Annotated in this window: 16 protein-coding genes, 6 tRNA genes and 2 pseudogenes; 23 read left to right on the top strand and 1 reads right to left on the bottom strand. The window is 35.7% G+C overall.

The features are described from left to right. Nucleotide 1: 1 nt before the first annotated feature. Nucleotides 2–205, bottom strand: a complete 204-nt coding sequence (locus CSUIS19072_RS06590) for a heavy-metal-associated domain-containing protein (protein ID WP_086237851.1) — start codon at nt 203–205, stop codon at nt 2–4. Between the two features lie 107 nt (nt 206–312). Between CSUIS19072_RS06590 and CSUIS19072_RS06585 the strand changes: the two genes are divergently transcribed. The 23 genes and pseudogenes from CSUIS19072_RS06585 to CSUIS19072_RS06475 form a co-directional block, all read left to right on the top strand. Further along, nucleotides 313–1,020, top strand: a complete 708-nt coding sequence (locus CSUIS19072_RS06585; protein ID WP_086237852.1) for a YebC/PmpR family DNA-binding transcriptional regulator — start codon at nt 313–315, stop codon at nt 1,018–1,020. A 10-nt stretch (nt 1,021–1,030) separates the two neighbouring features. Continuing rightward, nucleotides 1,031–1,519, top strand: coding sequence for a peptidylprolyl isomerase (locus tag CSUIS19072_RS06580; protein WP_086293690.1), 489 nt, complete (start codon nt 1,031–1,033; stop codon nt 1,517–1,519). Nucleotides 1,520–2,990: 1,471 nt separating this feature from the next. Continuing rightward, a pseudogene (locus CSUIS19072_RS08550) lies at nt 2,991–3,452 on the top strand (methyl-accepting chemotaxis protein); the annotation flags it as partial. A gap of 112 nt (nt 3,453–3,564) precedes the next feature. Further along, a tRNA-Thr gene (locus tag CSUIS19072_RS06570) sits at nt 3,565–3,640 on the top strand. Nucleotides 3,641–3,697: 57 nt separating this feature from the next. After that, nucleotides 3,698–3,782: transfer RNA gene (locus tag CSUIS19072_RS06565), tRNA-Tyr, on the top strand. A gap of 9 nt (nt 3,783–3,791) precedes the next feature. Then, nucleotides 3,792–3,868, top strand: a tRNA-Gly gene (locus CSUIS19072_RS06560). Nucleotides 3,869–4,008: 140 nt separating this feature from the next. Then, nucleotides 4,009–4,083 (top strand) — tRNA-Thr (locus tag CSUIS19072_RS06555). A 67-nt stretch (nt 4,084–4,150) separates the two neighbouring features. Beyond that, nucleotides 4,151–5,350: an elongation factor Tu gene (gene tuf / locus CSUIS19072_RS06550; RefSeq protein ID WP_086237856.1), complete on the top strand. Its 1,200-nt coding sequence runs from the start codon at nt 4,151–4,153 to the stop codon at nt 5,348–5,350. Between the two features lie 46 nt (nt 5,351–5,396). Then, a complete protein-coding gene (gene rpmG / locus CSUIS19072_RS06545; protein ID WP_086226555.1) occupies nt 5,397–5,564 on the top strand; it encodes a 50S ribosomal protein L33 in 168 nt (55 codons plus the stop codon). A 24-nt stretch (nt 5,565–5,588) separates the two neighbouring features. Continuing rightward, nucleotides 5,589–5,664: transfer RNA gene (locus CSUIS19072_RS06540), tRNA-Trp, on the top strand. 13 nt (nt 5,665–5,677) lie between these two features. Continuing rightward, nucleotides 5,678–5,857, top strand: coding sequence for a preprotein translocase subunit SecE (gene secE, locus CSUIS19072_RS06535; RefSeq protein WP_086237857.1), 180 nt, complete (start codon nt 5,678–5,680; stop codon nt 5,855–5,857). A gap of 9 nt (nt 5,858–5,866) precedes the next feature. After that, nucleotides 5,867–6,397, top strand: coding sequence for a transcription termination/antitermination protein NusG (gene nusG / locus CSUIS19072_RS06530; RefSeq protein ID WP_086237858.1), 531 nt, complete (start codon nt 5,867–5,869; stop codon nt 6,395–6,397). Nucleotides 6,398–6,408: 11 nt separating this feature from the next. Next, on the top strand, nt 6,409–6,834 hold the full coding sequence (rplK, locus tag CSUIS19072_RS06525) for a 50S ribosomal protein L11 (protein WP_086237859.1): 426 nt from the start codon (nt 6,409–6,411) through the stop codon (nt 6,832–6,834). A gap of 56 nt (nt 6,835–6,890) precedes the next feature. Continuing rightward, nucleotides 6,891–7,595 carry a 50S ribosomal protein L1 gene (gene rplA / locus CSUIS19072_RS06520; protein ID WP_086237860.1) on the top strand — a complete coding sequence of 235 codons (705 nt, stop codon included), beginning with the start codon at nt 6,891–6,893 and terminating at the stop codon, nt 7,593–7,595. A gap of 103 nt (nt 7,596–7,698) precedes the next feature. After that, nucleotides 7,699–8,184 carry a 50S ribosomal protein L10 gene (gene rplJ, locus CSUIS19072_RS06515; RefSeq protein WP_086237861.1) on the top strand — a complete coding sequence of 162 codons (486 nt, stop codon included), beginning with the start codon at nt 7,699–7,701 and terminating at the stop codon, nt 8,182–8,184. 29 nt (nt 8,185–8,213) lie between these two features. Next, nucleotides 8,214–8,588 carry a 50S ribosomal protein L7/L12 gene (gene rplL / locus CSUIS19072_RS06510; protein ID WP_086224027.1) on the top strand — a complete coding sequence of 125 codons (375 nt, stop codon included), beginning with the start codon at nt 8,214–8,216 and terminating at the stop codon, nt 8,586–8,588. A 96-nt stretch (nt 8,589–8,684) separates the two neighbouring features. Then, on the top strand, nt 8,685–12,824 hold the full coding sequence (gene rpoB / locus CSUIS19072_RS06505; protein ID WP_086293695.1) for a DNA-directed RNA polymerase subunit beta: 4,140 nt from the start codon (nt 8,685–8,687) through the stop codon (nt 12,822–12,824). Then, entirely contained in the window at nt 12,817–17,340 is a 4,524-nt protein-coding gene (gene rpoC / locus CSUIS19072_RS06500) for a DNA-directed RNA polymerase subunit beta' (protein ID WP_086293697.1), read from the top strand. The genes rpoB and rpoC overlap by 8 nt, the downstream gene beginning before the upstream one ends. Before the next feature lie 235 nt (nt 17,341–17,575). After that, nucleotides 17,576–17,959 (top strand): 30S ribosomal protein S12, encoded by a 384-nt coding sequence (rpsL, locus tag CSUIS19072_RS06495; protein ID WP_063998572.1) that lies wholly within the window; start codon nt 17,576–17,578, stop codon nt 17,957–17,959. A 68-nt stretch (nt 17,960–18,027) separates the two neighbouring features. After that, a complete protein-coding gene (rpsG, locus tag CSUIS19072_RS06490; protein ID WP_063998571.1) occupies nt 18,028–18,498 on the top strand; it encodes a 30S ribosomal protein S7 in 471 nt (156 codons plus the stop codon). Between the two features lie 12 nt (nt 18,499–18,510). Then, nucleotides 18,511–20,586, top strand: coding sequence for an elongation factor G (gene fusA / locus CSUIS19072_RS06485; RefSeq protein ID WP_086293699.1), 2,076 nt, complete (start codon nt 18,511–18,513; stop codon nt 20,584–20,586). 32 nt (nt 20,587–20,618) lie between these two features. After that, nucleotides 20,619–20,695 (top strand) — tRNA-Arg (locus CSUIS19072_RS06480). Nucleotides 20,696–21,170: 475 nt separating this feature from the next. Then, nucleotides 21,171–23,698: pseudogene (locus tag CSUIS19072_RS06475) on the top strand (hypothetical protein); the annotation flags it as partial.

Below are 23,698 nucleotides of genomic sequence, written 5' to 3'. Positions count from 1 at the left end.
CCTAAATTTCTTTAATAACTTCAAAACCAAGCTCATTTAGCTCATCTATAAATTTAGCCTTAATCTCATCACTATTTATATCTATGGTAAGAATTTTTGGCTCACAAGATAGATCAATATCAATCTTTCCAAATTCATCTTCAAGGGAGTTTTTAATCAAATTTACACAACTTTGACAATTGATATTTTTAACTTCAAATTTCATAACTTTATCCTAGAATTAAATTTCAAAAATTATATAACTATATAGCTAATTAAAATTTAACGATTTTTTGCTATAATTCACGCTTTATAAAATCCAAAAGGACAAAAATGGGACGAGCATTTGAGTATAGAAGAGCTAGTAAAGAAGCTAGATGGGATAAGATGAGTAAGCTATTTCCAAAACTAGCCAAAGCCATCACAGTAGCAGCTAAAGAGGGTGGAAGCGACCCAGATATGAACCCAAAACTCCGCTCAGCCATAGCTACAGCCAAAGCTCAAAATATGCCAAAAGATAATATTGACGCAGCTATAAAAAGAGCAAGTGGAAAAGATAGTAGCGATATTAAAACTATATTTTACGATGGCAAGGCCGCTCACGGAGTGCAAATTATCGTAGAAGCAGCTACTGATAATGCCACTAGAACAGTAGCAAATGTCAAAGCGATATTTAATAAAAATGGCGGCGAGATATTGCCAAGTGGTAGCCTTAGTTTTATGTTTAGTCGTAAAGCAGTGTTTGAAGTAGGGGTGCCAAATAGCGATCTTGAAGAGTTGGAGTTGGAGCTGATTGATTATGGTCTTGAGCTTTTAGAAAAGGGCGAAAATAGCCTGATGATATATGGCGATTATAAGAGCTTTGGCACACTTAGTGATGGGATTGAGAAGTGTAATTTAACTCTAAAAAAAGGCAGTTTGCAGTATATTCCAAATTCCACAATCACGCTTAATGATGAAGAGCTTGGCGAGATTGAGAAGCTTTTAGATAAGCTTGATGATGACGATGATGTACAAGCTGTATATACAAATATAGAGTAAAGGAGAATTAATGGAAAAATTGAAAGTATATAATATAGATAGCAATGAGTTAGCTAAGTGTAAATTCGCAGTTATTAAAACTGATAAAGGCGATATGGTAGCCAAGCTATATCCAGATGAAGCCCCACAAACTGTGGCTAACTTCGTAGAATTAGCCAAATCTGGATTTTATGATGGACTTAATTTTCATAGAGTTATCCCAAATTTCGTTATCCAAGGCGGTTGTCCATATGGCAATGGAGTTGGCGGACCTGGCTGGAGAATAAAGTGCGAATGCGTAGGTCAAAAACGCAAACACGAAAGAGGTAGCCTAAGTATGGCACACGCTGGAAGAGATACAGGCGGTAGTCAATTTTTCGTCTGTCATAGCCCTCAACCGCATCTAAATGGCGTCCATACAATATTTGGAGACCTAATTGATGATGATAGCAAAAGTGTTTTAGATGCAATTAAACAAGGCGATAAAATAAATACAATAGAGATTAAAGAGAGTTTATAAAATATCACTATTTAAGCGTGATTTTACCACGCTTAAATTCATAATAAATTACTAATACTTTTATAATATTAAGCAATATTTAATTTCAATATCAGTACCATAATGTAAATCAAAATTTATAAGTTAAAGGATTTACATGAAATTTACTACCTTGTTTTATCTTATTTTTGGTGCGATTATTATTGCTATTGCGCTAAATTTGGTAGCTATTTTAGGTGTAATGGGGGTGCAAGATGAGTTGATTAGTGCTAATGAGAAAAGGTATCAATCATATTTGCTTGCTGATGAACTTCGCCAAAGCTCAGATGATTTAACAAGACTTGTACGCACATATAGCGTAACAGGCGATAGTAGCTACATTGATCAATATAATGCTATTTTAGATATTAGAAGTGGCAAAGCGCCACGCCCAGTTGAGTATGAGAGAATTTATTGGGATTTTGTAGCATCTAGTGGTGTTAAACCGCGTCCTGATAGTAAAGAGATGATCTCTTTAACTCAAAAAATGCAAAATTTAGGCTTTAGTCAAGCTGAACTTGATAAGCTCAAAGAGTCAGAAAAACGATCAAATAATTTAGTTGATATAGAGATTAAGGCGATGAATGCCGTTATGGGTAAATTTGCTGATGAGTCTAATGGGGGGGGGTATGCTATAGGGCAGCCTAATAAAGAACTAGCTATGAGCCTTACTCACTCTAAAGAGTATCATATACAAAAGGCTAAAATTATGGAGCCTATTGATGAATTTTTTGTAATGCTAAAGCAAAGAACTAATAGCGAAGTCCAATCTAAAATTGATAAATCATCACTATATTTTAACATAGTAATTGGTCTATTTATCATTAATATCACAGTAATTGTATTAGGCTCTATTTTACTTCGTAAAAAGATTGGTCAAATCGAGATAGTCAGCGATGGTCTTAGAGGATTTTTTGCTTTCTTAGGCAGCGAAAAAGAAGATTGTAAAACTATAAATATAAACTCCAAAGATGAATTTGGCGTAATAGCTAAGATGATCAATCAAAATATATTAAATTTACGCACTCAAATTAGCTCTGAACGAAAATTTATAAATGATACAGTAAATACATTAAGAGAGCTATCTCAAGGTAGTTTTGATATTAGATTAAATAGCGATTGCAACTCTCCTTTAATGAAAAAACTACAAGAGACATTAAATAATATGGCATTAACACTTGAGAAGAATATAAATGAGATTGTAAAAATTATAGCTAAATACTCAGAGCGAGATTATACTCAAAGAGCCTCAAGCGAGAATTTAAAACACTACCTTCTTAAAATGGTAGATGGCATAAATGGGCTAGGAGATGCGACTGTGGCTATGCTTAATCTATCGCAAAAATCGAGCCAAACTCTATATGAAGCGTCGCATAATATGAAAGATGGGGTAAATAAATTAAATGATTACTCCAAACTCCAAGTTGGCTCATTGCAAGAGAGTGCCACAGCCGTAGAAGAATTAAGTAGCTCAATGAATTCTATAAATGAAAGAGCTGATGAGGTTATCAAACAAAGTGGCGATATTAAAAATATTATTACTATAATAAAAGATATAGCAGAACAGACCAATCTACTTGCTTTAAATGCAGCTATAGAAGCAGCCCGTGCAGGCGAACATGGCAGGGGATTTTCAGTAGTTGCTGATGAGGTGCGAACTCTAGCTGAAAAAACTGGTAAATCTCTAACCGAGATTGAGGCTAATGTAAATATTCTAACTCAAAGTATCAGCGATATGAGTTCTAGCATTCATGAGCAAACTGCTGCTATTAATCAAATTAACGAAGCGATGAGCACTATAAGAAATGGCACAGAGCAAAATCACATAGAAACAACCAAAATAGCTGATATATCAAATGAAGTAGAGAAAATGAGCGAAGATATGCTTTCTAATATAAATAAAAATAAATTTTAATTCCAAAATTTTGCCGACTATAAAATGTCGGCAAAAAAAATTAAAATTCTTTATAAAAACTCTTGACAAACCATATAAAATTAGATATAATTCCAGCTCAAAAGTTAAAGGTGCTGGTGTAGCTCAGCCGGTAGAGCAACTGCCTTGTAAGCAGTAGGTCGGCGGTTCGATTCCGTTCACCAGCTCCATTATCTTTACAGTGTTTGACCAGATATATATAGCAATCATTTTTTATCTATTTTTAGGGTGAGATACTCAAGCGGCCAACGAGGGCAGACTGTAAATCTGCTGACTATGTCTTCCGTGGTTCGAATCCACGTCTCACCACCATTGCTATACGCGGGAGTAGCTCAGTTGGCTAGAGCATCAGCCTTCCAAGCTGAGGGTCGCGGGTTCAAGTCCCGTTTCCCGCTCCATTTGGATTTGACTGGGAGCTGTCTTTTTGAATTTATATTCTATATCTACAGTTATTCTTAGTCATTTTTAGTTTTTGGTGTTTGTATTAATTTTAGTATAACTCTGTTTTGCCAAGCTGAAGTTTCCATTTTTTAGAAACGCTCATATGGCTCAGAGGTAGAGCACTTCCTTGGTAAGGAAGAGGTCGCGGGTTCAAGTCCCGCTATGAGCTCCATAAAAGTTAAAATAAGAAATACAAAAGATACAAACTATAAAAGTTGAATTTTATAACGGAGGATACAATGGCTAAAGAGAAGTTTTCAAGAAATAAGCCACACGTAAATATTGGTACTATCGGTCATGTTGACCATGGTAAAACTACATTAACAGCTGCTATTTCTGCTGTTTTATCAAGAAAAGGTCTTGCAGAGCTTAAAGATTATGATAATATCGATAACGCTCCAGAAGAAAAAGAGAGAGGTATTACAATTGCTACTTCTCACATTGAGTATGAAACAACTAATCGCCACTATGCGCATGTCGATTGTCCAGGCCACGCTGACTATGTAAAAAATATGATTACAGGTGCTGCTCAAATGGATGGTGCTATCTTAGTTGTATCTGCAGCTGATGGTCCAATGCCACAAACTCGTGAGCACATTCTACTATCTCGCCAAGTTGGTGTTCCATATATCGTTGTCTTTATGAATAAAGCTGATATGGTTGATGATGCTGAACTTTTAGAATTAGTTGAAATGGAAATTCGCGAACTTCTAAGCGAATATGATTTTCCAGGTGATGATACTCCAATTATTAGCGGTTCTGCTCTTCAAGCGCTTGAAGAGGCTAAAGCTGGTAATGATGGTGAGTGGTCAGCTAAGATTATGGCTCTTATGGATGCGGTTGATAGCTATATTCCAACTCCAGTTCGTGCTACAGATAAAGACTTCCTAATGCCAATTGAAGATGTATTCTCAATCTCTGGTCGTGGTACAGTTGTTACAGGTAGAATTGAAAAAGGTGTTGTTAAAGTTGGCGATACTATTGAAATTGTAGGTATCCGCGATACTCAAACAACAACAGTAACTGGCGTTGAAATGTTTAGAAAAGAGATGGATCAAGGTGAAGCTGGCGATAATGTTGGCGTTCTACTAAGAGGTACTAAAAAAGAGGATGTTGAGAGAGGTATGGTTTTATGTAAGCCAAAATCTATCACTCCACATACACAATTTGAAGGCGAAGTGTATATCTTAACTAAAGAAGAAGGTGGTCGCCATACTCCATTCTTTAACAACTATAGACCGCAATTTTATGTTAGAACAACAGATGTTACTGGTTCAATAACTCTACCTGAAGGTACAGAGATGGTTATGCCTGGTGATAACCTTAAAATTACTGTTGAGCTTATCGCTCCAGTTGCACTAGAAGAAGGTACAAGATTTGCTATCCGTGAGGGTGGTAGAACTGTTGGTTCTGGTGTTGTATCTAAAATTATTAAGTAATTTAACTTATTGGTGTGAATTTTCACACCAATTTTAAGGAAAAAATATGGCAAGTGCAAATAGAGTTAAAATTGGTTTAAAATGTTCTGAATGTAATGACATTAATTACACAACAACCAAAAATAGCAAAACAAAAACTGAAAAGTTAGAGCTTAAAAAATATTGTCCAAGATTAAAAAAACATACAGTTCATAAAGAAGTTAAGCTAAAATAAGCTAACTTCTTAGCTGTATTATATAGGGCAGTAGCTCCAACGGTAGAGCGCCGGATTCCAAATCCGATGGTTGGGGGTTCAAATCCCTCCTGCCCTGCCACAAGAGGTTAGGTATGGAAAAGTTTATAAGTTATTTAAAATTATCACGAGCAGAGATTGGCAAGGTTATATTTCCTACCAAAGAGCAAATTAGAAATGCTTTTATAACAGTTTTTGCTGTTGTAACTGTGGTTTCTCTATTTTTAGCCTTGGTTGATTTAATTATGTCTTTTTCTGTATCTAAACTTGTATAAGGAATTGTTATGGCACATAAATGGTATGCTATTCAGACTTATGCAGGTAGTGAGATGAGTGTCAAAAGAGCCATTGAAAATTTAGTTAAAGATCATGGTATTGAGGAGCAACTTTTAGAGGTTATTGTTCCTACAGAAGATGTTATTGAGATTAAAAATGGAAAGCAAAAGATTAATGAGAGAAGTTTATATCCAGGTTATGCTTTTGCACATTTAGATCTTGATACTGCACTTTGGCACAAGATTCAGTCTCTTCCTAAGGTTGGTAGATTTATCGGTGAAGCAAAAAAACCAACACCTTTAAGCGATAAAGATATAAATCTTATTTTAGAAAAGGTTAATAAAAGAGCAGCTCCTAAGCCAAAAATTTCATTTGAAACTGGCGAGACTGTTCGTGTTACTGATGGTCCATTTGCTAATTTTAATGCCACTGTAGAAGAGTATGATATGGTTCATGGCAAACTTCGATTAAATGTATCTATATTTGGTAGAAGTACGCCTGTAGAAATTATGTATTCACAAGTTGAAAAGATAGTCTAAGGAGATAGTTTATGGCTAAAAAAGTTGTAGGCGAAATTAAACTGCAAATTGCAGCTACAAAAGCAAATCCAAGTCCGCCAGTTGGTCCTGCTTTGGGTCAGCAAGGCGTTAATATTATGGAGTTTTGTAAGGCATTTAATGAAAGAACAAAAGATATGGCTGGTTATAATATCCCAGTTGTTATCACTGTTTATGCTGATAAAAGCTTTACATTTATTACAAAGCAACCACCAGCAACAGATTTAATCAAAAAAGCTGCGGGTATTACAAAAGGTGCGGATAATCCGCTTAAAAATAAAGTAGGTCAATTAACTAAGGCTCAGATACTTGAGATAGTAGATAAAAAAATAGTTGATATGAATACTAAAGATAGAGAGCAAGCTGCTAAGATTATAGCTGGTTCAGCTCGTTCTATGGGTATAACCATAGTAGATTAATCCTTACCACTAGGATTTTAAATTAGTGGTAGCACTTTAAAAATGCGGAGAAATTAATGTCAAAAAAAACTACAAAGAGATTTACAGAATTACTAAAAAAAGTAGATTCAAATAAAATTTATAATTTAGATGAGGCTGTATCTACAGTTAAAACACTAGCTTCAGCAAAATTTGATGAAACAGTTGAAATAGCACTTAAATTAAATGTGGATCCTAGACATGCAGATCAGATGGTTCGTGGTTCAGTGGTTTTACCTGCTGGTACTGGTAAGACTGTAAGAGTGGCCGTAATAGCTAAAGATGCTAAGGCTGATGAGGCTAAAGCTGCTGGTGCTGATATTGTGGGTGCTGAGGATTTTGTTGATGAGATCGCTAAAGGTGTTATTAACTTTGATGTGCTTATTGCTACTCCAAATTTAATGGGATTAGTTGGCAAAATAGGTCGTCTTTTAGGACCTAAAGGTTTAATGCCAAACCCTAAAACTGGCACTGTAACTATGGATGTTGCTCAAGCTGTTAAAAATGCTAAAGGTGGTCAAGTAAATTTCCGTGTTGATAAGCAAGGAAATATCCACGCTGGTCTTGGTAAAGTTAGCTTTACAAAAGAGCAATTAAATGAGAATATTACTGCCTTTATCAAAATGATAAATAAACATAAACCAGCAGCCGCAAAAGGTAAATATATCAAATCTGCTGCACTATCTTTGACAATGAGTCCATCAATATCTCTTGAAACTCAAGAGCTTATGGATCTTAAATAATTAAATATTTTTATCTTAGATTGGAGATAGCCGAGGCGTATGCTTAATTGAGTGATTTTTCACTCTCTCTGCTTGAAATCGCCGGTCGGAAAGGAGAATGAAAATGACTAGAAACGAAAAAGCTGAAATTATTTCAAACCTTGAGGCTGAATTTAAAGCTAGTGAAGCTATAGTAGTTTGTGACTATAGAGGTTTAAGTGTTAAAAAACTTGAAGCTCTTAGAAATGCTGCTAGAGAGCAAAATGTTAAAGTTCAAGTTATTAAAAATACTTTAGCTAAAATAGCTTTAAATAACTCTGCTAAAGATGGTATGGAGCTTAAAGATACAAATATTTTTGTATGGGGCGATGATCAATTAGCGGTTAGTAAAGTTGTAGCTAAATTTGAAGAAGTTAATAAAGATCTATTTAAGATTAAAACAGCTTATATCGATGGTGAAGTTGCACCTGCTTCTAAAGTTGTTGCATTGTCAAAAATGCCGTCTCGCGACGAGCTTATTGCTATGCTATTACAAGTTTGGAATGCCCCAATTCAAAATTTCACTATTGGATTAAATGCGCTTAAAGAGAAAAAAGAGCAATCTGCTTAATTTAAAAAATAAAATTTAGGAGAATTAAAATGGCAATTACTAAAGAAGATGTATTAGAATTTATCTCAAATTTATCAGTTCTTGAGCTAAGCGAATTAGTAAAAGAATTTGAAGAAAAATTTGGTGTAAGTGCTGCTCCAGTAATGGTAGCTGGCGCTGTTGCTGGTGGTGCTGCTGAAGCTGCTGAAGAGAAAACTGATTTTAATATCGTTTTAGTTGATAGCGGTGCTAAAAAAATAGAAGTAATTAAAGTTGTTCGTGCTTTAACTGGTCTTGGTCTAAAAGAGGCTAAAGATGCTGTAGAAGGTACTCCATCAGTTCTTAAAGAGGGTGCAAGTAAAGAAGAAGCTGAAGCAGCTAAAAAACAACTTGAAGAAGCTGGCGCTAAAGTAGAACTTAAATAATTTACAATTTTGTAGAAGCGAGAGAGATACTCGCTTCCAATCCACTTGTTGTTTTTGCAACTTTCTTTCAATTAACTATTCTATAGAGGTAGTAAAATGTTAAATAGCCTTTATTCTGGAAATCGTCTTAGAGTAGATTTTTCTAATGTTGCTAAAGAGATTGATGTTCCAAATTTATTACAATTACAAAAAAAGAGTTTTGATCATTTTTTAAATCTTGATAATTCACAAACTGAAAGCGGAATCGAAAAAGTATTTAAATCTATTTTTCCTATCCACGATCCGCAAAATAGACTTTCACTTGAGTATGTCAGTAGCGAGATAGGTAAGCCTAGATACACAATTAGAGAGTGTATGGAAAGAGGTTTGACATATTCTGTAAATTTAAAAATAAAAATTAGATTAATAGTTCATGATAGAGATGAAAAAACAGGTGAGAAAATCGGGGTAAAAGATATAAAAGAACAAGAGATATTTGTTCGCGAAATTCCTTTGATGACTGATAGAATCTCATTTATTATTAATGGTGTTGAAAGAGTTGTAGTCAATCAATTACACAGAAGTCCTGGTGTTATTTTCAAAGAAGAAGAGAGCCCTACAGTTGTAAATAAATTGATATATACAGCTCAAATTATTCCAGATCGTGGCTCTTGGTTATATTTTGAGTATGATACTAAAGATGTATTATATGTCCGTATTAATAAGCGTCGCAAGGTTCCTATAACCATCTTATTTAGAGCTTTAGGGTATAAAAAGCAAGATATCGTCAAACTATTTTATCCTATGCAAACTCTAAAAATTCAAAATAATAAATTTTTAGTGGAATTTAATCCAGATGATTTCACTGGTAGAGTTGATTATGATATAAAAGATGAAAATGGTAATATTTTACATCAAGCTGGTAAAAGATTAACTAGAAAAAAAGCTGATAAATTAATAGAGGATGGCCTTAAATTCATCGAATATCCACTTGAAACACTGGTAAATAGATATTTAGCTAGTCCAGTTATAGATAAAGATAGTGGCGAAGTTTTATACGATACTCTTACTCAGCTTGATGAGAGTAAAATAGCTAAAATAGCCAATGAGCAAGATAGTATTGAGATTGCTAATGATTTGGCAAATGGCGTCGATGATGCTATTATTAACTCATTTTTACAAGATTATGAGACTTTAAAGCTACTTAAGCAAACTGAAAGTGTAGAGGATGAAAACGATCTAGCCGCAATTAGAATTTATAAGGTAATGCGCCCTGGTGAGCCTGTGGTTAAAGAGGCTGCTAGAAGCTTTGTTAATGATCTATTTTTTAATCCAGAGAGATATGATTTAACCAAAGTTGGCCGTATGAAGATGAACCATAAATTAGGTTTAAATGCACCTGATTATGTTACAGTTTTGACAAATGAGGATATTATCAAAACTGCCAAATATCTCATCAAAGTTAAAAATGGTCAAGGCTATATCGATGATAGAGATCACTTAGGTAATCGTCGTATTCGCTCTATTGGTGAGCTTTTGGCTAATGAGCTTCATCTTGGTTTTGTCAAGATGCAAAAAGCTATTAGAGATAAATTCACAAGCCTTAGCAATAACATTGATGAGATTATGCCTTATGATTTAGTAAATCCTAAGATGATAACTACAACTATTATGGAGTTTTTCACTGGCGGTCAGTTAAGTCAGTTTATGGATCAGACAAATCCGCTTAGCGAGATTACGCATAAACGCAGATTATCAGCACTTGGCGAAGGAGGCTTGGTAAAAGAGAGAGCAGGATTTGAAGTTCGTGATGTCCATCCAACTCACTATGGTAGAATTTGCCCAGTTGAGACTCCAGAAGGTCAAAATATCGGTCTTATAAACACTCTTTCTACATATGCGAAGGTAAATGATCTTGGCTTTGTAGAATCCCCATATCGCAAGGTGGAAAATGGTAAGGTTACAAATGAGATCGTATATCTTACTGCAACTCAAGAAGAAGGACATATCATAGCTCCAGCTTCTACAATTTTAGATGAAAATGGTGTGATAGCTGAGGATTTAATAGAGGTTAGACAAGATGGCGAGATGATTCTTGCTAAGAGAGATGATGTTACTCTAATTGACCTTTGTAGCGGGATGGTAATGGGCGTAGCTGCTTCTTTAATCCCATTTTTAGAGCACGATGATGCTAACCGCGCCTTGATGGGCTCAAATATGCAGCGTCAAGCTGTGCCGCTTTTAAAATCTACTGCTCCTATTGTTGGGACTGGTATGGAGGCTATAGTTGCTCGTGATGCTTGGGAGGCTATTAAAGCAAAACGAGGCGGTGTTATTGAAAAAGTTGATAATAAAAATATATTTATTTTAGGCGAAGATGAGAATGGTCCATATATAGATCAATATACTATGGAAAAAAATATGCGCACTAACCAAAATACGACATTTAGCCAACATCCAATCGTTAAAAAAGGTCAAAAAGTAGAGGCTGGTCAAATAATAGCTGATGGCTCTAGCATGGATCAAGGTGAGTTAGCAATAGGCAAAAACGCACTTATAGCATTTATGCCATGGAATGGATATAACTATGAAGATGCCATCGTAATGAGCGAAAGAATGATTCGCACTGACGCTTTTACTAGCGTTCATATTTATGAAAAAGAGATTGAAGCTAGAGAGCTTAAAGATGGTGTAGAGGAGATTACTAGAGATATTCCTAATATGAAAGAAGAGGAGATCGAGCACTTAGATGAGAGTGGTATCGTAAAAATCGGAACTCATATAAAACCAGGTATGATCTTAGTAGGTAAGGTATCTCCAAAAGGTGAAGTCAAGCCAACCCCAGAAGAGAGACTTCTAAGGGCTATATTTGGTGAGAAGGCCGGTCATGTGGTAAATAAATCTTTATATGCTCCAGCTAGTATGGAAGGGGTGGTAATTGATGTTAAAATCTTTACTAAAAAAGGGTATGAAAAAGACTCAAGATCATTTCAAGCTTATGAAGATGAAAAAAATATTTTAGAAAAAGAGCATCACGATAGACTTTTAATGCTTGATCGCGAAGAGATGTTAAGAGTTACTGCCTTGTTAGCTAGTAATGAACTTCAAAGTGAGCTAGAAGTAGGTAAAACTACATATAAAAAAGGTCAAAAGATCAAAAAAGAAGATCTAGCCAATATAAATAGATTTACCTTAAATTCATATGTAAAAAACTTCAATAAAGATGTGCAAAAAAGCTATGAGGATATGAAGGCTTATTTTCAAAATGAGAAGAAAAAGCTAAAAGATGAACATGATGCTAAGCTTGAAATTTTAGAAAAAGATGATATTTTACCAAGTGGTGTAGTGAAGCTTGTGAAGGTGTATGTGGCTACTAAACGAAAGTTAAAAGTCGGAGATAAAATGGCGGGTCGCCATGGTAATAAGGGTATTGTATCAAATATCGTCCCTGACGTGGATATGCCATATTTGCCAGATGGTAGATCGGTTGATATTGTATTAAATCCACTAGGCGTTCCTAGCCGTATGAATATCGGTCAAATTTTAGAAAGCCATCTAGGTCTTGTAGGTATGAGACTTGGTGAGCAAATTCAAGAGATTTTTGATAGAAAATCAAAAGAGTGGATCAAAGAGTTAAGATCTAAAATGATTGAGATAGCTAGTGTATCAAGACTAATGGACGCTAAAGCTATGTTAGAAAAAATTGATGATGATAAGCTAATTGAGTATGCAAGGGATTGGGCTAGTGGTGTAAGGTTTGCTACTCCGATATTTGAAGGGGTCAAGCCAGAAGAATTTAATAAGCTATTTGAGATGGCAAAAATCGATATGGATGGCAAAACAGAGCTATATGATGGTAGAACTGGATCTAAGATGGCTGAGCGTGTAAATGTCGGTTGTATGTATATGCTAAAACTTCATCACTTAGTTGATGAGAAAGTTCATGCTAGAAGCACTGGGCCATATAGCTTAGTGACACAGCAACCAGTCGGCGGTAAAGCCTTAAGCGGTGGTCAGAGATTTGGAGAGATGGAAGTTTGGGCTTTAGAGGCTTATGGTGCTGCTCATACTCTAAGAGAGATGCTAACTGTCAAATCTGATGATGTTGAGGGTAGATGGTTAGCTTATAAGGCATTAACCAAAGGAGAAAATGTCCCAAGTACTGGTATTCCAGAGACATTTTTTGTTTTAACAAATGAGCTAAAATCTCTAGCGTTAGATGTTGAAATTTACGATGAGGATAGTAATAATGAGTGAGTTAAAACCTATAGAGATTAAAGAAGATGCAAGACCAAGAGATTTTGAGGCATTTAAATTAAGATTAGCTAGTCCTGAGCGTATAAAAGCTTGGAGTCATGGTGAGGTTAAAAAGCCTGAAACCATAAATTATAGGACGCTAAAACCAGAAAGAGATGGTCTATTTTGTGCTAAAATATTTGGGCCTATTAGAGATTATGAGTGCTTATGCGGTAAGTATAAAAAGATGCGATATAAAGGCATTAAGTGCGAAAAATGTGGAGTTGAAATCACAAGCTCTAAAGTCAGGCGCTCTAGAATGGGACATATAGAGCTAGTTACTCCAGTGGCTCATATTTGGTATGTAAATTCACTTCCAAGTCGCATTGGGACACTTCTTGGTATAAAGATGAAAGATTTAGAGCGTGTATTATACTATGAAGCATATATAGTAGAAAATCCAGGTGAAGCATACTATGATAATGAAAATAGTAAAAAAGTTGAATTGTATGATGTCTTAAATGAAGAGCAATATATACTTTTAGAACAGAGATTTGCTGAGAGTGGATTTAAAGCTAGAATGGGCGGCGAAGTCATTCGTGATATGCTTGAAAATTTGGATTTAGTAACTATCTTAGATCAGTTAAAAGTAGAGATAGATAGCACAAATAGCGAAGCTAAGAAAAAGAGCATTGTAAAGAGATTAAAGGTAGTTGAGAGCTTTTTAAATTCAGGTAATCGCCCTGAATGGATGATGATAACTAATCTGCCTGTGCTCCCACCAGACCTTCGACCATTAGTTAGCCTTGATGGCGGTAAATTCGCTGTTAGCGATGTCAATGATCTTTATCGCCGTGTTATAAATAGAAACGCGCGTTTAAAAAGACTTATGGAGCTTGATGCGCCAGAGATCATTATCCGCAATGAGAAGAGAATGCTTCAAGAATCAGTAGATGCTCTATTTGATAATGGCAGACGAGCAAATGCCGTAAAAGGTGCGAATAAACGCCCGTTAAAATCTCTAAGCGAGATTATTAAAGGTAAGCAAGGACGCTTTAGACAAAATCTACTTGGTAAAAGGGTGGATTTCTCTGGTCGTAGTGTTATTGTTGTTGGACCTAGACTTAGAATGGATCAATGTGGTCTTCCTAAAAAGATGGCTCTTGAGCTGTTTAAACCGCATCTTTTGGCGCGTCTTGAAGAAAAAGGCTATGCTACAAATGTAAAATTAGCTAAAAAAATGATAGAGGATAAGACAAATGAGGTTTGGGAGTGCCTTGAAGAGGTTGTTGCTGATCATCCAGTATTGTTAAATAGAGCACCAACCCTGCATAAGATGTCTATTCAGGCATTCCACCCAGTATTGATAGAGGGTAAGGCTATTCAGCTCCACCCTCTTGTTTGTTCAGCTTTTAACGCAGACTTCGATGGCGACCAAATGGCCGTTCATGTCCCTTTATCTCAAGAGGCGATTGCTGAGTGTAAAATTTTAATGCTTAGCTCTATGAATATCTTACTCCCAGCAAGTGGTAAGGCTGTAACTGTCCCTAGCCAAGATATGGTTTTGGGAATTTACTATCTAAGCCTTGAAAAAGTAGATGTAATAGGATCAAATAAAATTTTTGCTAGCATTGATGAAGTTATGATAGCAGTTGAGACCCATTTCCTTGATCTGCACGCTAAGATTAAAACAATGGTAGATGGTAGGACTGTATTTACAACAGCTGGTAGATTAATTATCAAATCAATCCTACCTGATTTAGGCGAAAATTCAGTTCCTGAGAATATGTGGAATAAAGTTATGAAGAAAAAAGACATAGCAAATTTAGTTGATTATGTCTATAAAAATGGTGGTTTAGAATCAACTGCTGGATTTTTAGATAAGCTTAAAAATCTTGGCTTTAGATATGCTACTAAAGCTGGTGTGAGTATCTCAATAGCTGATATAATAGTATCTGATAGCAAATACTCATATGTAGATGAAGCTAAAAAAAGAGTTCGTGAAATTCAAAATCAATATGGCTCAGGTTTGCTTACTGATTCAGAAAGATATAATAAAATTGTTGATATATGGACAGATACAAATAATAAAGTAGCAAGCGATATGATGAAGCTCATTAAAAATGACAAGAGTGGATTTAACTCTATTTATATGATGGCTGATAGTGGTGCTAGGGGTAGTGCGGCTCAAATTCGTCAGCTTGCCGGTATGCGTGGTCTTATGGCTAAACCTGATGGCTCGATCATCGAAACGCCGATTACTTCAAATTTCCGTGAAGGTCTAAATGTGCTTGAGTATTTTATCTCAACCCATGGTGCCAGAAAAGGTCTTGCTGATACTGCACTTAAGACCGCAAATGCTGGGTATCTAACAAGAAAGCTAATAGATGTAGCACAAAATGTGAAAGTTACTATGGAAGATTGTGGCACTCATGAGGGTGTTGAGATCACTGAGATTACTGAAAATGGTGAATTGATTGAGAGCTTAGAAGAAAGAGCCCTAGGTAGAGTCTTAAGCGATGATGTTATAGATCCTATTACTAATGAAATTTTATACACAGAGGGCACTTTAATCGATGAGACTAAGGTTAGGGTAATTGTCGATGCTGGTATTAAATCAATTAGTATTAGAACTCCTATTACTTGCAAAGCACCAAAGGGCGTGTGTGCCAAGTGTTATGGTATTAACCTAGGCGAAGGCAAGCTAGTAAAACCAGGCGAAGCAGTAGGAATTATCTCTGCTCAATCAATTGGTGAGCCTGGTACTCAGCTAACGCTAAGGACTTTCCATATTGGTGGAACCGCATCAACAGAGCAGCAAGATAGACAAATTGTAGCGCAAAAAGAGGGCTTTATAAGATATTATAATCTTAAAACCTATGAAAACAATGGTAAATCTATAGTTATAAATAGACGCAACGCTGCTATATTGTTGGTTGAACCAAAGATTAAAGCTCCATTTGATGGTGTTATAGATATTGAAGTTGCTCATGAAGATGTAAATATCACTATAAAAGGCAAAAAAGATGAAGTTAAGTATGTTTTAAGAAGACACGACTTAGCTAAACCAAATGAGCTAGCCGGTGTAAGTGGTAAAATCGATGGTAAATTCTATATCCCATACTCAAAAGGTGATAAAGTCAAAGAGAATGAAAGTATCGTAGAGATGATCAAAGATGGATGGAATATACCAAATCGTATCCCATTTGCTAGTGAAATTAAAGTAGCTGATGGTGATCCAGTTACTCAAGAGATTATAGCTAGTGCGCATGGTGTGCTAAAATACTATATCCTAAAAGGCGATTACCTAGAGAGAATCAAAGATATCAAAAAAGGCGATATAGTAACAGAAAAAGGCCTATTTGTCGTTATCGCTGATGAAGACGATAGAGAGGCTGTGCGTCACTATATCCCACGCAATAGCGTAATTGAATTTGATGATAGCTCTAATGTTGCATCTACTGATATACTAGCTAAGCCTCAAGCTGATTCTAAGCTAGTTATAGCAGAGTGGGATCCATACTCAAATCCTGTAATCGCCGAAGAAGCTGGTATAGTGGTATATGAAGATATAGAGCCAGGATATAGCGTAACTGAGCAATATGATGAAGCAACAGGCGAGAGTAGGCTAGTTATCAATGAGTATTTGCCAAGTGGGGTTAAACCTACAATAGTTATAACTACCGATAATGGTAAATTGATCCGTTATCAACTAGAGCCAAAAACTGCGATATTTGTCAAAGATGGAGCTAAAGTAAATAGAGCCGATACCATAGCTAAAACGCCAAAAGCTGTAGCTAAATCAAAAGATATTACCGGTGGTCTTCCTAGAGTATCAGAGCTATTTGAAGCGCGTCGCCCTAAAAATACGGCTATTATAGCTGAAATTGATGGTGTGATTAAATTTGAAAAGCCACTTCGTGCTAAAGAAAGAGTGGTAATAATAGCAGAAGATGGCACAACGGCTGAGTATTTAATAGATAAATCAAGGCAAATTCAAGTCCGTGATGGCGAGTTTGTCCATGCTGGAGAGAAATTAACAGATGGTTTAGTAAGTAGTCACGATGTCTTAAGAATACTTGGAGAAAAGGCACTTCACGGATATCTGATTAGCGAAATTCAGCAAGTCTATCGCTCTCAAGGGGTTGCTATTAGCGATAAGCATATTGAGATTATCGTATCACAAATGCTAAGACAGATTAAGATTATCGATAGTGGTGATACGAATTTTATTGTGGGAGATATGGTTAGCCGCCGTAAATTCCGTGAAGAGAATGAGAAAATCATCAAAATGGGCGGTGAGCCTGCTATTGCTGAGCCTGTACTTCTTGGTGTTACTAGAGCAGCTATTGGTAGTGATAGTGTCATTTCAGCAGCCTCATTCCAAGAGACTACTAAAGTGCTTACCGAAGCTAGTATAGCGGCTAAATTTGACTATCTTGAAGATCTAAAAGAAAATGTAATTTTAGGTCGTATGATACCAGTTGGTACTGGGCTTTATCAAGATAAAAAGATTAAGATGAAGTATAATAATTAATTAACTTTATATAACTTAGTAAAATTTGGGTCTATGGATCCAAATTTTGCTTAAAAATAAATGCTAATTTACCAAAAATTCGCAATAAATTATTCTAAAAAATAGATAAATAAATAATTTATTATATACATTTAATTGCCAGTTACTGATTTTCAATGCGTATATTTCATATTAAATTAAGTAAAATTTGGGTAAAATAGCGACTTTTTAATAAATTTAGTTGAAAGGAAAAATTGTGCCAACCATTAATCAATTGGTCAGAAAAGAACGCAAAAAAGTGATCGTAAAATCTAAATCACCAGCGTTAAAAGAGTGTCCTCAAAGAAGAGGAGTTTGCACTAGAGTTTATACAACAACTCCTAAAAAACCAAACTCAGCTTTGAGAAAAGTTGCCAAAGTAAGGCTAACAAGTGGATTTGAAGTTATCAGCTATATAGGTGGTGAAGGTCACAATCTACAAGAGCACAGCATTGTGCTAGTGCGTGGTGGTAGGGTAAAAGACTTACCAGGTGTTAAATATCATATTGTCCGTGGTGCGCTTGATACAGCTGGCGTAGCAAAAAGAACTGTTTCACGCTCTAAATATGGTGCTAAACGCCCAAAAGAAGCTAAAAAGTAATCTTTAGGATGCAGACTAGCCCTTAGATATGGTTTAGTTTGAGTAAAATTTAAATTTGAAGGAAAGTTATGAGAAGAAGAAAAGCCCCTGTTAGGGAAGTAATGCCTGATCCAATTTATGGCAATAAAGTTATAACTAAATTTATTAATTCACTTATGTATGATGGCAAAAAGAGCGTAGCTACTGAGATTATGTATGGTGCGTTAAAAGCTATAGATTCTAAAGGTGGTGAGCTAAAGGGAATTGATGTATTTAATAGTGCTATTGATAATGTAAAGCCTATTATGGAGGTTAAATCACGCCGTGTTGGTGGTGCTACATATCAAGTCCCAGTAGAGGTGCGCCCAGCACGTCAACAAGCCTTAGCAATCCGCTGGATTATTAGCTTTGCTCGCAAAAGAAGCGAAAGAACTATGATAGAAAAATTAGCCGCTGAGTTGCTAGATGCATCAAATTCAAAAGGTGCTTCATTTAAGAAAAAAGAAGATACCTATAAAATGGCAGAAGCTAATAAAGCATTTGCTCACTATCGCTGGTAATAAGGAGAGCTTATGTCAAGAAAAACTCCATTAAATATGGTTAGAAATATCGGTATAGCTGCGCATATCGATGCTGGTAAAACTACAACTAGTGAGAGAATTCTATTTTTTACAGGTATGAGCCATAAGATTGGTGAGGTTCATGATGGTGCTGCTACTATGGACTGGATGGAACAAGAAAAAGAGCGCGGTATTACAATTACTTCTGCTGCGACTACTTGTTTTTGGAAAAACCATCAAATCAACCTTATAGACACTCCAGGACACGTTGATTTTACTATCGAGGTTGAAAGATCTATGCGTGTTTTAGATGGTGCTGTAGCTGTATTTTGTGCTGTTGGTGGCGTCCAACCACAGAGTGAGACTGTCTGGAGACAAGCGAATAAATACCGTGTTCCAAGAATGGTATTTGTAAATAAAATGGATAGAATCGGTGCGAATTTCTACAATGTTGAAGAGCAGATCAAAAACCGCTTAAAAGCAAATCCAGTGCCTATCCAAATTCCAATTGGTGCTGAAGATGAGTTTAAAGGCGTGGTTGATCTAATCAAAATGAAAGCTATTGTTTGGGAAGATGATACCAAGCCAACAGATTATGTAGAAAAGGATATCCCAGCTGAACTGCAAGAAAAAGCTAATGAATATCGCAATAAAATGATCGAAGCGGTTGCTGAGACTGATGATGCTTTGATGGAGAAATTTTTTGGCGGGGAAGAGCTAAGCAATGAAGAGATCAAAAAGGGTCTTAAAGCGGGTTGTCTAGCTATGACAATTATCCCTATGCTTTGCGGAACTGCCTTTAAAAATAAAGGTGTCCAACCACTTCTTGATGCGGTTGTTGATTACTTGCCAGCTCCAGATGAAGTTGAAGCTATTAGAGGTGAGATGGAAGATGGCTCAGAGGTTATCGTAGATAGCACAGATGATGGTGAATTCGCTGGTTTAGCGTTTAAGATTATGACTGATCCATTTGTTGGGCAACTTACATTCGTAAGGGTTTATAGAGGCCAACTTGAGAGTGGAAGTTATGCTTATAACTCAACAAAGGATAAAAAAGAGAGAATCGGCCGCTTACTAAAAATGCACTCAAATAAGCGTGAAGAGATTAAAGTGCTTTATGCCGGTGAAATCGGTGCTGTAGTTGGTCTTAAAGATACTTTAACAGGTGATACTTTAGCTAGTGAAAAAGATAAAGTTATTCTAGAGAGAATGGACTTCCCAGAGCCAGTTATTAGTGTCGCTGTTGAGCCAAAAACTAAAGCTGATCAAGAAAAAATGGGTATAGCTCTAGGCAAATTAGCTCAAGAAGATCCAAGCTTTAGAGTTAGTACTGATGAAGAGAGTGGTCAGACAATTATTGCTGGTATGGGTGAGCTTCACCTTGAAATTATCGTAGATAGAATGCTAAGAGAGTTTAAAGTAGAAGCTGAAGTGGGACAACCACAAGTTGCTTACCGTGAAACTATCAAAAAGACAGTTGAGCAAGAGTATAAATACGCTAAACAATCAGGTGGTCGTGGTCAATATGGTCATGTATTTTTACGCCTTGAGCCACTTGAGCCAGGTAGTGGATTTGAATTTGTCAATGATATCAAAGGTGGGGTTGTACCAAAAGAGTATATCCCGGCTGTTGAAAAAGGTTGTAATGAAGCACTTCAAAGCGGTGTATTAGCAGGATATCCTGTTGAGGATGTTAAAGTTACGCTATTTGATGGTAGCTACCATGAAGTGGATTCATCTGAGATGGCGTTTAAACTAGCTGCATCTATGGGCTTTAAAGAGGGTGCTAGAAAGGCTGGTGCTGTTATCCTTGAGCCTATGATGAAAGTCGAAGTAGAGACTCCAGAAGAGTATATGGGTGATGTAATAGGTGATTTAAATAGACGCCGTGGTCAAATCAACTCAATGGATGAAAGAGGTGGCAATAAGATAGTTACTGCTTTCTGTCCACTTGCTGAAATGTTTGGCTACTCTACAGATTTAAGGAGCCAAACTCAAGGTCGTGCATCATACTCAATGGAATTTGATCACTATGAAGAAGTTCCTAAAAATGTTTCTGATGAAATAATTAAGAAAAGAAACAGCTAAAGTATCCTAACCTCGCTTTGTGCGAGGTTTGTCTCCTCATAGCTCAGCAGGATAGAGCGCAGAATTCCTAATTCTGAGGCCATAGGTTCAAATCCTATTGGGGAGACCATTATATTAATTATTCTATTTAAATTACCTTGTAATTATTTGCGTTTCATTAGTATAAATGGCGGTAAATTTAAGTGTAAAAATTATCTTTATATTTATGCATATTCTTAAAAATATTTAAAATCATACTTAAAAACAGCTTTAATCAAATCAAGCAAGACTACGCAGATACCAAAGATTTTTTAATTAAAAACTCAAGCTACCAAAGCGATTTTAAAGCCTTAAGTGATAATCTAAGCACCATATTAAGCGATACGCACAATATAAGCACAAGGGGAGTTTTTAACGCTTTAAATGGTGGTGGCAATCTAGATAATCTTTTAAATGCTAAAAACGCTATAAACGAGCAGTTAGGCTATATCAATAAGGCTGATTTTAAAAGCTCGAGCGACTTCATAAATCAAAAAGCACTAAATGAAGCTAAAAATCTAATAGATAATGAGATTAACATAGCTTTAAAAAATGATGAGAGATTAATGGGTTTATATAGACAAGCCAACGGCGATTACGCAAAGATGAAAAATATCAGCCAGAGTAACCTAATGAACTCAATAAGCCGTGATGGCAAGACAAATATAGAAGCCCTTAACGCTATGCTAAAAAGTAGTGATAACATTAATGGCGTTAGCTTAAATGACTTTTTAGGCTCACTAGGGGCTAAAGATAGAGTCGTAGCCGAAGCTAATCTAATCAAAGGCTTAATGGATAAAAATAGCGTTAATGGCGTGGTGGATTTTAGAGCTTTAAATGAGAGTTTAGCTAAATTAGATTTTCAAAGTGAATTTGCTAAAGAGCTAACAAGTCAGATTTTAAGCAAAAAAGCTATACTAAACAACACTAGCGATATTTTAAACTCTTTAGGTAGTAGGGTAGTTAAATCAAAAGGTATGAGCCAAGGTATCAGTGCCGACCCACTAAAAAGAGCTGAAACTATGAAGGCAAACTTCATCGTAGAAAAGCTTAAACCTTTAATACCATATTTAGGCAATAACGAAGCCTTAAAACTACACTTAAACAGAGCCATTTTAAACGCTAATGGCGACTTTAAACTAGCTATAAAAAATATTGATAATATCCCAGATGGCAACTTGCCAACGCCTACAAGAAATCTCTTAAATGAGTTTAAAAATGCGTTAAAAGATATAGAGCAAGTGGTAAAAACCCAAGAGCCAACCACAGCTAAGGCTGAAAATCAAGCAAATTTGGCTAATCAATCTATAAAAGGCGATGGGTTTGTAACTTATCCAAATAGTGCTAGACAGATATATCCGCATAACGCAATTTTTGAAGTGCCTAATGAGATAAAGCAAATAGTAGATATTGGGGATAGGGTAAGTGCGTCTCTTGAGTGGTTAAGAAGTAATCACCCTGAAATGTTTAAAACTCAAAGAGCGGTAAAGGAAGTTATTGATTATGTTTTAAAAGAGCCTGAAAATATAGTTTCACCAAAAAAAGGCGATGGAGTAATTTTATCAAAACAAAATGATAAAAAAATAGATGAAATAGGCATAAATCAAAATAGTGAAGTTTTTCACGCAAACAAAAGAAAACTTAATAGTAATGAGAAAAAAGCAGTCAGTGGAGACGCCCTACCTCCACACTTAGATGCCGATAATATCAGTCTAACGGGGCGTTATAGCGTTGGTGAAAAATCACATTTAACTGCTTTTGATAGGAACATTATACCACAAAACGCTAAAAATGAAGTTAAAGTGCCAACGCAAAGCACACAAATAAACGAACAAATAGCTAAGCAAGAGCCACAAAAGGCTACTAATGAAGCTCAGCAGTTCGGAAAAACCGAACAACCACAAGCTCAAACCAAAGAGCAAGAACTAATAGAACTTGCCAAAACATTAGGCGTTTATAATGAAAATTACAGCGTAGAAAGGCTATCTCAGCGTGTGAAAGACCAACTTGAGACTAACGCACATATTAAAGAGATAGAGATAAATGCTATAAATAAAATCGAAGCTTTAAATAATTTTAAAATGGAAAATACAGGGGAAAAATTACAACGAAAAAAGATATTAACCCAAGCAGAGCAAGAACTAAAAGAATTCGCAAAATCAATAGGCACAAGCGATGAAAAATTACAAGATTTTAATATAAAAAATATAAACGACTTAAGAGAACAAATCAATGGCTTAAGCTTGTATCTAAGTAAAACAAAGAACGAAAAAGGCGAAGCATTAGCAAATAAATATAACAAAATTTTAGTTGATATGGATAGTCTAAATATCGATAGAACAGTAAATAGGAGCCAACAAAAAGAGCAATATGAAGCATTAAAAAAAGAAGCCGTAGCGGCTATTAGTAAATTAGGCAATACACAATTACACACAGTATCGCTTTTAGCGGCTAGACACGGCAAGACTGATGATTTTTTAACTAAAAATTTAACTACAAAAGATGAGCTAAATAAAGCTAGAGAGCTACTTCAAAAAGACCAAAAAATAAATCCTATAAAAGAATTCGGCACAAATTACGCTGAGTTTTACCACGATGGGGCAAATGCCATTAGAAAGCTTTTAGTTGAAAGACAAGGGCAAGTAGCTGGAGCGTTTGAGAGAAAAGAGCTAGGGGATATAGATTTAGTGTGGGGCGAAGCTAAAGCTGCAAATGGCGATATAAAAGGGTATGGGCTTAGCAAGATAGAAGCTAAGCACCTTAATGACTTTGCTAGTTTTTACGGCGATATACCGCAAGAGAAATTAATAAATGGCTTAAATGAGATTATAAAAAATGGCAAAATTATAAATGAAAACGGCGTAGATACTATATGGTATAAAAAAGATAATGATTATTATTTAATCGGTCTTAGCAAGGGCTTTTATAATAAAGGGGATAATAACTGGATTATTACAGTATATGAAAAAACTAACCTAAGTATAGATAAAAAAGCTAGAATAGATAAAGCTTTAAAAGGTGGCGACAGCAAGACCATTTCCGCTTATGCTGAAATTAAAAGCTCAAAGACACCTAAGCTAACCACCGCTGAGAA

The sequence above is a fragment of the Campylobacter sp. RM19072 genome, assembly GCF_024723485.1.
GTDB lineage: Bacteria > Campylobacterota > Campylobacteria > Campylobacterales > Campylobacteraceae > Campylobacter > Campylobacter porcelli.
The sequence above is the reverse complement of the archived record's forward strand: the minus strand, read 5'-3'. Positions and strand labels throughout refer to the sequence as shown.

Excerpts from the sequence above, each read along its gene's own strand:
- nusG (WP_086237858.1), top strand. The coding sequence starts at position 5,867 with ATGGCACATAAATGGTATGCTATTCAGACTTATGCAGGTAGTGAGATG.
- rplA (WP_086237860.1), top strand. The coding sequence starts at position 6,891 with ATGTCAAAAAAAACTACAAAGAGATTTACAGAATTACTAAAAAAAGTA.
- rpsG (WP_063998571.1), top strand. The coding sequence starts at position 18,028 with ATGAGAAGAAGAAAAGCCCCTGTTAGGGAAGTAATGCCTGATCCAATT.
- CSUIS19072_RS06590 (WP_086237851.1), bottom strand. The coding sequence starts at position 205 with ATGAAATTTGAAGTTAAAAATATCAATTGTCAAAGTTGTGTAAATTTG.
- rpoB (WP_086293695.1), top strand. The coding sequence starts at position 8,685 with ATGTTAAATAGCCTTTATTCTGGAAATCGTCTTAGAGTAGATTTTTCT.
- tuf (WP_086237856.1), top strand. The coding sequence starts at position 4,151 with ATGGCTAAAGAGAAGTTTTCAAGAAATAAGCCACACGTAAATATTGGT.
- rpmG (WP_086226555.1), top strand. The coding sequence starts at position 5,397 with ATGGCAAGTGCAAATAGAGTTAAAATTGGTTTAAAATGTTCTGAATGT.
- CSUIS19072_RS06580 (WP_086293690.1), top strand. The coding sequence starts at position 1,031 with ATGGAAAAATTGAAAGTATATAATATAGATAGCAATGAGTTAGCTAAG.
- CSUIS19072_RS06585 (WP_086237852.1), top strand. The coding sequence starts at position 313 with ATGGGACGAGCATTTGAGTATAGAAGAGCTAGTAAAGAAGCTAGATGG.
- rplJ (WP_086237861.1), top strand. The coding sequence starts at position 7,699 with ATGACTAGAAACGAAAAAGCTGAAATTATTTCAAACCTTGAGGCTGAA.
- secE (WP_086237857.1), top strand. The coding sequence starts at position 5,678 with ATGGAAAAGTTTATAAGTTATTTAAAATTATCACGAGCAGAGATTGGC.
- rplK (WP_086237859.1), top strand. The coding sequence starts at position 6,409 with ATGGCTAAAAAAGTTGTAGGCGAAATTAAACTGCAAATTGCAGCTACA.
- fusA (WP_086293699.1), top strand. The coding sequence starts at position 18,511 with ATGTCAAGAAAAACTCCATTAAATATGGTTAGAAATATCGGTATAGCT.
- rplL (WP_086224027.1), top strand. The coding sequence starts at position 8,214 with ATGGCAATTACTAAAGAAGATGTATTAGAATTTATCTCAAATTTATCA.
- rpoC (WP_086293697.1), top strand. The coding sequence starts at position 12,817 with ATGAGTGAGTTAAAACCTATAGAGATTAAAGAAGATGCAAGACCAAGA.